The following is an 11,814-nucleotide window of genomic DNA, read 5'->3' on the forward strand; positions in this document are numbered from 1 at the left end:
TAGGTTAGAGCCCCCATAAAATGAAATGGCCGGGACGAACCCGGCCATGACGCGAATGCGGATTGCTTCGTCAATCGCGCCTCAGAACACGCATTCCTTGAAGGCCGGAAGCACCGAGCCATTCCATGCGCCGTGATACAGCTCCAGCAATCTCTCGGCAGGCGTGCGGCCGGAAGCAGCGATCTCTTCGGCGTAGGCGAGATGCTTCGTCTCGTCCTGACCGCATACATCGCGATAGCCGCGACGCTTGAGACCTGCATGCGAGATGGCGAGCGCATCGCGCGCGACGTCCTGCACGGAACGTCCTGCGATGGTTGCTTTCAGCGCGAGCTTCGGCACGTCGGCGCGCAGTTGCTCGCGCTCCTCCGCGCTCCAGCCTTTCACCAGCTCCCACGCATCGTCGAGCGCGGTCTCGTCATACAGCAAGCCGGCCCAGAACGCGGACAAGGCCACGATCTGCTCCGGTCCGCCAACATCGGCGCCGCGCATTTCGAGATAGCGCTTCATGCGCACTTCCGGGAACAGGGTCGAGACGTGGTTCGCCCAATCGGAATGGGTAGCGAATTCACCCGGCAGCTGCGCGAGCTTTCCGGCGAGAAGATCGCGGAAGGAGGCGCCCGCCACGTCATGGTATGTCTCATCGCGCTTGACGAAATACATCGGCACGTCGAGCGCCCATTCCACGTAAGACTCGTAGCCGAAACCGTCCTCGAACGCGAAAGCCATCATGCCCGTCCGGTTACGATCCGTATCCAGCCAGATGTTCGAGCGCATGGAGAGGTAGCCGTTGGGCTTGCCGTCCGTGAAAGGCGAATTGGCGAAGATCGCGGTGGCGACCGGCTGAAGCGCCAGCGACACGCGCAGCTTCTTCACCATGTCGGCTTCGGACGCAAAGTCCATGTTCACCTGCACGGTGGACGTGCGGTACATCATGTCGAGGCCAAGTGAGCCGACCTTCGGCATGTAGTCCGTCATGATGCGGTAGCGCGATTTCGGCATCACCGGCGTCTGGGCGCGCGTCCAGAGCGGGCTCATGCCGAGCGTCAGGAATTCGATGCCGAGTTTTTCACTGATTGCCTTCGCATCCGCGATGTGCTGCGCGGTCTCGGCGGCGGTTTCGTGCAACGTTTTCAGCGGCGCGCCCGACAATTCGAACTGTCCGCCGGGCTCCAGCGAGATCGCCCCGCCGCCGGCCTCGTCGAAGAGGCCGATGGGATTACCGTTCTCCACGATGGGCGCCCAGCCGGTGCGTTCCTGTATGCCGTCGAGCAGAGCATGGATACCCTTGCCGTTCTCATAGGGAACGGGGGAAGCATCCGCCTTGTAGAACGGGACTTTCTCATGCTCCGTGCCGAGCCGCCACGCATCGCGCGGCTTTTCGCCGGATGCGATCCATTCCACGAGCTCCGACCGCGCGCCAATAGGGGTCGTATCGGATACGTCCCGCGCCATAGATCACCTCATCATCCAAAAAGCGCGTTCAAGGCGCGCCGACTCAGGGATCGGGTCTAAATAGGCGGGTTGCGGTCAAGCTGCAATGAGGGCATGGCACAAAGCAGCACGCTGCCGGTGCATGCCCTCTTTGCAGTTCTGCGACCCCTCAATGCCGGTGCGCGGGCTCCCCCATCGTCTCGGCACTCAGCCAATCGATCACGCCGGCAAGGGCATCCCGGCTCGACAGGCCCCGGCCAAGGGCTTCCGTGTAGAGGGTCAGCTGCTGATCGGCGCTGGTGCCCCGCGCCACGATCCAGCGCGCGAGGTCGATCTCGCGCTCGCAGCCGAGCTCCCGGGCGTCCTCCGCCACCAGGTCCAGGACATCGTCGAGAATCTCGCGGACCGGCTTGGCGCTGCGGGTCTTCTCGTCCACGAAGCTGCCATGGATGCCATAGCGCTGGGCGCGCCATCCGTTCTCGTCGTTGATCGCCCGCGAAGCGCCGGTCTGGCCCGCATTAAGCGAGGTATCGAGGCTCAGGCGGCGCACGAGGCAGCGATAGATGGCGGCGATTGCGATGGTGTCGTCCACCCGCGTGCAGCTATCAGCCACGCGCAGCTCGAGGGTCGGGTGCTTGAGGGACGGGCGGATCACCCACCAGACATAGCTCGAATTCTCGATGGCGCGGGCGGCGACCAGGGTGTCGATGTAGCGCTTGTAATCCTCGGGTCCCTCGAACAGGTCGGGGAAGCCCGTGCGCGGCAGTTCGCGATAGGCGGCGAGCCGGTAGCCGAGCAGGCCCGTGCGCTGGGCCTGCCAGAATGGCGAAGAGGTCGAGAGCGCCAGTAACAGAGGCAGGAACGGCTGAATACGGTTCATAATATCGACACGGGTCGACAGGTCCGGCACTTCCACATGCACGTGCATGCCGCACAGGACCGTGCGGCTGCCGAGCATTTGCAGGTCGTGCATCACCTTGCCGTAGCGCGGCTGCGCATTGGGGCGCACCCGCGACCACACGGCGAGCGGATGGGTGCCGGACGCCATGATGGACAGATTGTAGTCGCGCGCGACCGCGCCGACGGAGGCACGAAGCCCGGCGAGCTGCGAACGAGCTTCCGAGAAATCGACCAGCGGTTTGGTGGCGATCTCGATCTGCGGCTCGAGCATTTCGGGCTGGATGCTCTCGGACACCTGCTCACGGCAGGAGGCAAAGAATTCCTTGATCTTTCCCCGCGCGACATCGCGCTTGGCGGCATCGTTGACGAAGTACTCTTCCTCGATGCCGAACTTGAAATCCCAGCTCATTTCCCAGACGTCCTTCTGATTATTGTTTTGAACGACCTTGCGCGTGTATGCGGCTTACCGCACCTGCACCAAACTCGCCCGGAATAGGGCGCGAGTGGGGCGGTTCGGGATAAAACTGCTAAGCTTCTGAGGCTACAGGTAGATCGGCTTAAGTCGTTTTCGGCCGTGCGGCCTAACTCCAGTCGCCGAGCACGGATTGGACGACAGCGAGCGCGGCAACGGCGGCTGTATCAGCACGCAGGATTCGCGGTCCCAACGATACGCGGACACAACTTTCGTGGGCGGCGACAAGCGCTCTCTCCTGATCGGTAAACCCCCCTTCGGGGCCCACAACAACGGCGAGAGAGGGTTCTTTGTTCCCAAGCTTGGCCAGAGCCTCCACAGGGTTCGAAACCGGAGCATCCTCGTCGCAGAAAATCAGGGTCCGGCCCTTGTCGAGACCGGCGATGAAGCGCTCCAGATTCTCCTCCTCGCGGACCTCTGGGATCGTCAGGATGCCGCATTGCTCGGCGGCCTCGACAACGTTGGCGCGCATGCGTTCCAGGTTCACCCGCGTGCTCTGGGTGCGGCGGGTCAGGACGGGCTGGAGAACGCCTGCCCCCATCTCCACGGCCTTCTGGACCATGTAGTCCAGCCGGGCATGCTTGAGCGGTGCGAAGGCATAGATCAGGTCGGGGGCCGGGCTCTGCTCCCTCACCTGCTCCACGCAGACGAGGTCCGCCGCCTTGCGGCCTTCCACCGAGACCTTCGCCCGCCACTCGCCGTCGCGCCCGTTGAAGACGAGCACCGTGTCCTCCGCCTTCAGGCGCAGCACGTTGAGCAGGTAGTTGGCCTGCCCCCGGTCGAGGGCGATCCTCTCGCCTTTGTGAAGGGGCGCATCGAGGAAAAGACGGGGAGCGTTGAAATCGTATTCGGCCATGGAGAACCTGGGAGAAGTGGAGAAAAGCCTTTGTAAACTTCTTCTATTTAGGGGGAGAGCGCCTAATTTTTGCTGCGCTCACCTGACATTCAGGTACGCAATAACACATTCCGAGCTACAGGCGACCAATCGCCCCTTGGCCTGGGGCGCCGTTACCTGTTAACAGAACGCGGGCTTGCGAGACGTCGCGGGCCAATTGAAGGGTTTTGCCATGACGCACATCCGTCCGTACCTTATGGCCGCGCTTGCCGCCGCTGGCATGTTCACGGCCGCTCCTGCCTTCGCGCAGTCGAGCGCCTGCCAGGATGGTCAGAAGATCCTGATGGAGCGCCAGAATCTCATCAAGCAGGTCCAAAGCCTTACCGGCGGCGGGAAGAAGAAGCAGGTCGATCCTCGCGCGGCCTGCACGGTCTTCACCAAGCTCGTGACCAACGGCGCTGCCGGCACCAAGTGGATGACCGACAACAAGGACTGGTGCCAGATCCCCGATCAGGTGGTCGAGAATTTCGGGCAGGATCATAAGCGCGCCCAGGACTTCAAGGGCCAAGCCTGCGGTGCCGCAGCCAAGATGGCCGAGATGGAAAAGCGCGCCAAGCAGCAGGCAGCCCAGCAGCAACAGCAGGGCGGTCCCCGCATGGGCGGTGGCCTGACCGGCACGCTGAGCGTGCCGAAGGGCGCGCTCTAACCAGCGATCCTTCAGCATGGAACGCCAGGCGGCGTCCTCCCTTCCCGATGCAGTGCGGGGCCATTGGGCCGACCGGTTAGCCCCGGCCGGCCTTCGTCCATTCTTACGCCTGGCCCGCATCGAGCGCCCCATCGGCTGGTGGCTTCTGCTGCTGCCCTGCTGGTGGTCGGCGGCGCTCGCCGCCATCGCGGGCGGCCAGCCTTGGCCGAACCCGGTCCATTGCCTGCTCTTCCTGATCGGCGCCGTGGCCATGCGGGGTGCGGGCTGCACCTATAACGACGTCGTGGACCGGGATCTCGACACGCGGGTCGAGCGCACCCGTGGCCGCCCCCTGCCCTCCGGCCAGGTGAGCCTGAAAGGCGCGCTGGCCTTCCTGGCCCTTCAGGGCATCGTGGGCCTTGTCGTTCTTCTGCAATTCAACGTCTTCACTATCGCCACGGGCTTCGCCTCGCTCGGCGTCGTCGCGCTTTACCCGTTCATGAAGCGCTTCTTCTGGATGCCGCAGATCGTGCTGGGGCTGGCCTTCGCCTGGGGCGCGCTGATGGGCTGGGCCGTCGCCTTCGGCTCTTTGAGCTTAGCCCCGATCCTTCTCTATGCGGGCAGCATCAGTTGGGTGGTGGGCTACGATACGATCTATGCCCTGCAGGACATCGAGGACGATGAGGTCGTCGGCATCAAATCCTCCGCCCGGTTTTTCGGCGAGCAGGTCAAGCTCGGCGTCGCCATCTGCTACGGCCTGACCGTGGCCCTGCTGATCCCGGCCTTCATCCTGGCCGGAGCGGGAATTCCCGCCTTCATCAGCCTCGGCCTCTTCGCCCTTCACCTGGGCTGGCAGGTGGCGCGGATCGACCGGAACGATGGGGCTGGCGCGCTGCGCCTGTTCCGCTCGAACCGCGATGCGGGCCTGATCTTGTTCGCTTTCATGGTCTTCGACTGTTTGCTCTAACATCTGAGCGTTTGGCTCTCGGGCGCGAGTTTCCCTCCCCCTTGCGGGGAGGGATTAAGGGTGGGGATGTTGGCGGCGAACCTTGATAGGCTATCGCCGCCACCCCCACCTCCTCCCCACAAGGGGGAGGAGAGCACTTCGGCGCTTTAGGAACAGGCTCCAGTTCCATCTGGTAACTTCCGCTGATCCGCCCCATCTTGAGTGCGATGGTATCTCCTCTCGATCTTGCCGCACTTACCCGATCCGTCAGCGACATTGCACGCCGGGCGGGCGCTCTCGCACACCCCTATTTTCGCGCCGGCGAGCAGACGGCGGCCAAGCTCTGGTACAAGGGGCATAGCTCCCCCGTCACCGAGGCGGACATTGCGCTCGACACCTTTCTCAAGGATCAGCTTCTGACCCTGCTGCCGGAGGCCGGATGGCTGTCCGAGGAGACGACGGATAACCCGGAGCGCCTGAAGCGGCGGCATGTGTGGGTCGTGGACCCCATCGACGGCACCCGCGCCTTCGCCTCGGGCCACCCCGACTGGGCGATCTCCATCGCGCTCGTGACCGATGGCGAGCCGGTGCTCGGCATCCTTCACGCCCCGATCCATGAGCACCTTTACGTCGCCACATATGGTGGCGGCGCAACGCGCAACGGCGAGACACTTGTGCTTTCCGGGGAAAACCCGCCTCGTCCGGCCCGCGTGGCGGGCCCCAAACCTCTCGTGGACCGCTTCGAGCGCGGCACGGAAATGGTCGACCGCCTGCCCAAAGTGCCGTCGCTCGCCTTGCGTCTGGCGCGTGTTGCGGACGGCTCCATCGATGTGGCTCTCGTTTCCGTCAATGCGCAGGACTGGGACATCGCCGCGGCCGACCTGATTCTGCGCGAAGCCGGGGGCCTTCTGACGGACTTGGCAGGAGGGCAGCCTGTCTATAACAGACCCGAACCGAGGCACGGCGAGATGATTGCCGCTACGTCACGGTTGCATCCTCGGGCTATTGAAGCCATGAGGACCTGAACGAATTTGCATAGCAATAACCATTCCCGTCACACCCGTCAGAAGAGTTTCGAATCCATGACTGACACGACTGGCAAGCAGCTTCTCCACCTGGTTTTCGGCGGCGAGCTCGAGAATCTCGAATCCGTTGATTTCAAGGATCTTTCCAAGCTCGATATTGTCGGCATCTTCCCGAACTACGCCTCGGCCCATGCGGCCTGGAAGGCGAAGGCGCAGGCCACCGTGGACAATGCGCAGATGCGCTACTTCGTCGTCCACCTGCACCGCCTGCTGGATCCGCAGAAATCCTGATCTACTAAGCAACGATGGGTCTGTTCAAGCGCGTCATCCGCTCACGGGCGGTCCAGGAAACCCTGGGCCTCATCGTTGCGGGCTATCTCAAATTCGTGCACCGCACGAACCGGTTCGTCTTCGAGCCGGCGGATGCCTATGACCGCATCGGACCGCAGATGCCCGTGATCGCCGCCATGTGGCACGGGCAGCATTTCATGATCCATTTCGCCAAGCGCCCCCAGGACCGCGCGGCGAGCCTCGTCTCACGCTCGGCGGATGGCGAGTTCAACGCCATCGCCCTTCGCCATCTCGGCATCCGCGCGATCCGGGGTTCCGGCGCGCGGGGCCGCGACATCCGCAAGAAAGGCGGCGTCCAGGCCATGCGCGGCATGCTCAAAGCCCTGCATGACGGCGAGATGGTCGTCATGACCGCCGACATCCCGAAAATCTCCCGTGTCTGCGGTGTCGGCATCGTGACCCTGGCGCAGATGTCGGGCCGGCCCATCGTGCCCGTCGCCGTGGTCACAAGCAGGCGGATCGATTTCAAAAGCTGGGACAGGGCCAGCATCGGCCTGCCCTTCGGCCGAGGCGCCATCGTTCTGGGCGAGCCCGTCCATGTGCCGCGCGAGGCGGATGCAGCAGCCCTCGAAGACTTGCGCCTGGCCGTCGAGCGGGAACTCGACAGGATCCATGAGAGGGCCTATGCCCTTGTAGGGTCGAAGGATCCCGGCGCGAAGAAACCATCAAGCCCAGCCCTGGCAGGAGGCTCGCAGGCATGAGCACTCCGGTTTTGTTCAAGGCTTACCGCACCGCGACCGCCGTTCTGGAACCGGCGGTGCTGGGCCTGCTCTACTGGCGGCGGCACAAGGGCCGCGAGGACAGGACGCGCCTTGGCGAGCGCCAGGGCTATCCCAGCCGTCCGCGCCCCAAGGGCCATCTGGTCTGGGTGCATGGGGCCAGCATTGGCGAAACCCTGTCGCTGCTCCCCATCGTGGAGCGGCTGACTCAGCGCGGCCTCGCGGTTCTCGTGACCTCGGGCACGCGCACCTCCGCATCTCTCATCGCGCGGCGGCTGCCGCCGGGCGCGGTGCATCAATTCGTGCCTCTGGACGTCCCGCGCTATGTGCGCCGCTTCCTCGATCACTGGCAGCCCGATCTCGCGCTCGTGGCCGAATCCGAGATCTGGCCCAATACGATCATGGCTCTCGATGAGCGTCACATCCCTCTCGTTCTCGTGAACGGGCGGATGTCGGACCGCTCGTTCCACCGCTGGCAGAAGATGCCCGGAATCATCAAGTCCCTGCTGGAGCGCTTCGCCCTATGCATGGCGCAGACGCAGGACGATGCGGAGCGCCTTGCCCGCCTCGGCGCGCCCCGCGTGGTGATGACCGGAAACCTTAAATTCGACGCGGCCCCTCCTCCTGCCGATCCGCGCGTGGTGGCCCATATGTCCGGCCTCATCGCGGGCCGCCCGGTCTGGCTTGCCGCCAGCACCCATGCGGGCGAGGAGAGCGCGATCGTCGCCGTGCATCGGGCGCTCGCCAAGCGCCATCCGCATCTGCTCACCATCATCGCGCCTCGGCATCCCCATCGTGGCCCCGAAGTGGCTTCCATCGCCGCTCAAGGAGGCCTGCGCGCCAGCCGCCGCTCGGAGGGCATCCATCCGGACCGCGCCACCGATGTCTATGTGGCCGATACCGTGGGCGAGATGGGGCTGTTCTACCGTCTCTCTCCCATCGTGGTGATGGGCGGCTCCCTGGTGGCCCATGGCGGGCAGAACCCCATCGAGCCGGCGAAGCTCGGCGCGGCCATTCTGCACGGCCCGCATGTTCACAATTTCGAGGATGTCTATGCCGCCATCGATCTCGCGCGCGGCGCCCTGACGGTGAACGACAGCGCGGCGCTTGCCCGCGCGGTGAGCGAGCTTCTGAGCAATACGGCGCTGACCCGCGACATGGCCCGCGCGGCGGGCGATGCGGTGCAATCCCTCGGCGGCGCGGTGGAGCGTACGATGCAATCCATCGAGCCCTTCATCGTACAGGCCAAACTGGGGGCTCAACGCTGATGCGCGCGCCCGGCTTCTGGTGGGCGCAAAGCCCCTCCGTTCTGGCAAACCTGCTTCGCCCGATCAGCGTCGTCTACGGCGCCATTGCCGGACGCCGAATGGGCTGCAGGGGCGAGCGGGCCAATCTTCCCATCGTCTGCATCGGCAATTTCACGGCGGGCGGCGCAGGCAAGACGCCGACGGCCCTCGCCATTGCCGAATTGCTCGACGGTGCCGGCGAAAGCCCGGCCTTCCTGTCGCGCGGCTATGGCGGACGCCTACGCGGTCCCCTCCAGGTACAGCCGCATCATTCACCCACTGACGTGGGTGACGAGCCGATCCTTCTGGCCGGCATGGCTCCCACGGTCGTTTCGCGCAAGCGCCCAGCCGGCGCGAACCTCGCTTACGAGATGGGCGCTACGGTCGTCATCATGGATGACGGGCTGCAGAACGCATCGCTTCAAAAGGATTGCGGCATCGCCGTCGTCGATGCCGCGACCGGAATCGGCAACGGCCTGCCCCTGCCCGCGGGCCCCTTGCGCGCCTTCATGGATGCGCAATGGCCCGCGATCGATGCCCTCCTCCTGATCGGAGACGGCGCGCGGGGCGAGGCGCTCGCCCGCAAGGCGGCCCTACTGGGAAAGCGCGTTTTCAGGGGCAGCCTCATACCCGATCCGACCATCGCCAGATCCCTTGAGGGCAAGCGGGTGATGGCTTTCGCCGGCATCGGGCGGCCGGAGAAATTTTTCGATACCTTGCGCGAATGCGGCGCCATCGTCGAAGAGGCGAAAGCTTTTCCCGATCATCACCCCTACAACGCGGCCGATCTCGACAGCTTGCGGCAGGAAGCGCGCCTGCGCGACCTGATGCCGATCACGACGGAGAAGGACTTTGTGCGTATCGCGGCCGCATCTCAATCGGAGGCCTGGACAAGCCTGTCCGTGCTGCCGGTACGCCTGAAGATCGAGGACGCGGCGGGCCTGCGCAACTATCTCCTACGCAGCATCAACGACCGGCGTTTGAAGGTTTAGCCGCAATGGATATGGCGGTACTTCCCTCCCCCTTGCGGGGAAATTTAGCATGGCGGAAAGTCAGACCACTTCGCTGAATCCAATGGGCACGACGGCCCAACAATGTCATGGCCGGGCTTGTCCCGGCTATCCCGATTGGAAGGGCGCTGCGTTTCAGAGCATCGGGATCACCGGCACAAGGCCGGTGATGACGTGGAGGATGTCATTCCAAGGAAGGACAGGCCGCGGGAGGAAATAAGCGCTGCGCTTGATGACAATATTCAGAAAATTTTAGCGCGCAGCCTTGCCGCTAATCCGCTGCATCACCGCTTCCGGCGATGCATAGGGCTCCTGCAGCTCGACGCTCCAGTACTTCAGCTCGTCGAGAGGGATTTCCTGACCGGTGACGGCGCAGCGCACGTAAGCTCCCGGCTTCATGATCCGCAGGTTGCTGTCGAGATATTGCACCACGGCTTCGCCGCTGCTGCGCTCCAGTTTGTTCAACATCGATGCCATCACATCCTGTCCAGTCGCCGAGCTTCACATAAGCGCGCGGTGACCCTGTTTTCAATAGTGGCTAGAACAGCGCGCCCTGCTCTTCCGCGACAACGAGCTTCGACTTCGCAGGCTTGGGCCGCGATCCGATGCGTCCGCCGGTGGCATCGGTCTTGCCGTCGGCGAATTCCAGCACCAGCGCCTGCCCGTCGAGCACCGCATCCGCAGAGCGCAGGGGCTGGCCGTCCGCATCTCGCACGAGGGCGAATCCGCGCTTGAGCACCGACTTGTAATTCAGGCTGTCGAAGAGCTTGGACACCGCCTCCAGCCGATCGGCCTTGCGGGCGATCTGGCCCTGAAGCGCGGGCATGAGACGCTCGGCCACGCGCTGTGTCACTTCGGTGGACTGGGCGATGCGCGTGCGCTCGGCGCGCAGCAGCGTTTCGCGGGAAACGACGAGGCGGCGGCCGATCTGCTTGAGGCTTTCCTCGCGCAGCACGACCGAGCGGCAGACCGCGTTGTAGGGCCGCGGCCCCACCGCATCGAGACGGGCGCGCATGCGCGCCACATTGGCGACCGGCGACACATGGGCGAGCTGGCGGGCCACTTTCAGCAGCCGCTCCTCATGGCCGCGCGCGTTGCGGGACAGGGCCGGGTAGAGCTTGGTGGCAGCGAGATCGAGCCGCTGACGCTTGGGCGAGAATAGGGCCTCCGGCGTCGGCAGGGCGCGGGCCGTGGCCCGCAGGTCCGAGCGGCGGCGCTCGATGAGGCGAAGCGTCGCTTCCGTATGACGGCGGGCGAGATCGTTGACGCCGGCCATCAGCTCGATGCGCACCGGAACCACCATTTCGGCGGCGCCCGTGGGCGTCGGCGCGCGCATGTCGGCGGCGTAATCGATGAGCGTCGTATCGGTCTCGTGGCCGACCGCCGAGACGAGCGGAATGTCGCTCTCGGCCGCGGCGCGTACCACGATTTCCTCGTTGAAGCCCCACAGATCCTCGATGGAGCCGCCGCCGCGCGCGACGATCAGCACATCGGGGCGCGGGATGCGCCCATTCGGCTCAAGCGCGTTGAAGCCGCGAATGGCGGCGGCCACTTCCGCCGCGCAGGTATCGCCCTGCACGCGCACCGGCCAGACCAGAACATGACGGGGAAAGCGATCCTCGAGCCGGTGGAGGATATCGCGGATCACCGCGCCCGTGGGCGAGGTGATGACGCCGACCACGCGCGGCAGGTAAGGCAGGCGGCGCTTGCGCTCGGCGGCGAACAGCCCCTCGGCGGTCAGCTTGCGGCGGCGCTCTTCGAGCAGCGCCATGAGCGCGCCGACACCGGCGGGCTCCAGGGTGTCGACGACGATCTGGTACTTGGACGAACCCGGGAAGGTGGTGATACGCCCAGTGGCGATGACCTCCATCCCTTCCTCGGGGCGGATCTTGAGCTTGGCGAAAGCGCCCTTCCAGATCACCGCATCGATACGGGCATTCTGGTCCTTGATGCAGAAATAGGCATGACCCGAGGAATGGGGCCCGCGATAGCCCGAGACCTCGCCGCGCAGGCGCACGAAGCCGAAGGCATCCTCAAGGGTGCGCTTGAGAGCGCCCGCGAGATCCGATACGGACCATTCCTGGGCGTTGGAGGGAGCTTTTTCCGCGAACATGATGAGAACCTAATCGGTCGCCCCCACCTGTGCCAAGGGCG

The 11,814-nt window shown here is 64.7% G+C and carries 12 protein-coding genes; 7 read left to right on the top strand and 5 right to left on the bottom strand.

What is annotated here, in order from left to right; all coding sequences use genetic code 11:
• Positions 1–81: 81 nt before the first annotated feature.
• The 3 genes from AB4Y85_RS07170 to AB4Y85_RS07180 form a co-directional block, all read right to left on the bottom strand.
• On the bottom strand, positions 82–1,452 hold the full coding sequence (locus tag AB4Y85_RS07170) for a glutamate--cysteine ligase (protein ID WP_441984188.1): 1,371 nt from the start codon (positions 1,450–1,452) through the stop codon (positions 82–84).
• Between the two features lie 148 nt (positions 1,453–1,600).
• Complete coding sequence (locus AB4Y85_RS07175) at positions 1,601–2,740, bottom strand: carboxylate-amine ligase (RefSeq protein WP_441984189.1); 1,140 nt, start codon at positions 2,738–2,740, stop codon at positions 1,601–1,603.
• 172 nt (positions 2,741–2,912) lie between these two features.
• Entirely contained in the window at positions 2,913–3,659 is a 747-nt protein-coding gene (locus AB4Y85_RS07180; RefSeq protein WP_441984190.1) for a 16S rRNA (uracil(1498)-N(3))-methyltransferase, read from the bottom strand.
• 211 nt (positions 3,660–3,870) lie between these two features.
• Here AB4Y85_RS07180 and AB4Y85_RS07185 point away from each other — a divergent pair, with 211 nt between their 5' ends.
• The 7 genes from AB4Y85_RS07185 (at position 3,871) to lpxK (ending at position 9,642) form a co-directional block, all read left to right on the top strand.
• Positions 3,871–4,344, top strand: coding sequence for a hypothetical protein (locus tag AB4Y85_RS07185; RefSeq protein WP_441984191.1), 474 nt, complete (start codon positions 3,871–3,873; stop codon positions 4,342–4,344).
• A gap of 16 nt (positions 4,345–4,360) precedes the next feature.
• Positions 4,361–5,290, top strand: a complete 930-nt coding sequence (gene ubiA / locus AB4Y85_RS07190) for a 4-hydroxybenzoate octaprenyltransferase (protein WP_441984192.1) — start codon at positions 4,361–4,363, stop codon at positions 5,288–5,290.
• Positions 5,291–5,496: 206 nt separating this feature from the next.
• Complete coding sequence (locus AB4Y85_RS07195) at positions 5,497–6,294, top strand: inositol monophosphatase family protein (RefSeq protein ID WP_441984193.1); 798 nt, start codon at positions 5,497–5,499, stop codon at positions 6,292–6,294.
• Between the two features lie 57 nt (positions 6,295–6,351).
• On the top strand, positions 6,352–6,585 hold the full coding sequence (locus AB4Y85_RS07200) for a DUF4170 domain-containing protein (protein WP_441984194.1): 234 nt from the start codon (positions 6,352–6,354) through the stop codon (positions 6,583–6,585).
• Positions 6,586–6,599: 14 nt separating this feature from the next.
• Positions 6,600–7,346, top strand: coding sequence for a lysophospholipid acyltransferase family protein (locus AB4Y85_RS07205; RefSeq protein WP_441984195.1), 747 nt, complete (start codon positions 6,600–6,602; stop codon positions 7,344–7,346).
• Positions 7,343–8,632 carry a 3-deoxy-D-manno-octulosonic acid transferase gene (locus AB4Y85_RS07210; protein ID WP_441984196.1) on the top strand — a complete coding sequence of 430 codons (1,290 nt, stop codon included), beginning with the start codon at positions 7,343–7,345 and terminating at the stop codon, positions 8,630–8,632. The genes AB4Y85_RS07205 and AB4Y85_RS07210 overlap by 4 nt, the downstream gene beginning before the upstream one ends.
• Positions 8,632–9,642, top strand: coding sequence for a tetraacyldisaccharide 4'-kinase (gene lpxK / locus AB4Y85_RS07215; protein ID WP_441984197.1), 1,011 nt, complete (start codon positions 8,632–8,634; stop codon positions 9,640–9,642). The genes AB4Y85_RS07210 and lpxK overlap by 1 nt, the downstream gene beginning before the upstream one ends.
• 270 nt (positions 9,643–9,912) lie before the next feature.
• Here lpxK and AB4Y85_RS07220 read toward each other — a convergent pair whose 3' ends face one another.
• Complete coding sequence (locus AB4Y85_RS07220) at positions 9,913–10,128, bottom strand: DUF2093 domain-containing protein (protein WP_441984198.1); 216 nt, start codon at positions 10,126–10,128, stop codon at positions 9,913–9,915.
• Between the two features lie 70 nt (positions 10,129–10,198).
• Complete coding sequence (gene xseA, locus AB4Y85_RS07225; protein ID WP_441984199.1) at positions 10,199–11,773, bottom strand: exodeoxyribonuclease VII large subunit; 1,575 nt, start codon at positions 11,771–11,773, stop codon at positions 10,199–10,201.
• Positions 11,774–11,814: the final 41 nt, after the last annotated feature.

The organism is Microvirga sp. 2YAF29, from assembly GCF_052114605.1.
In the GTDB taxonomy this organism is placed as follows: Bacteria; Pseudomonadota; Alphaproteobacteria; order Rhizobiales; family Beijerinckiaceae; genus Microvirga.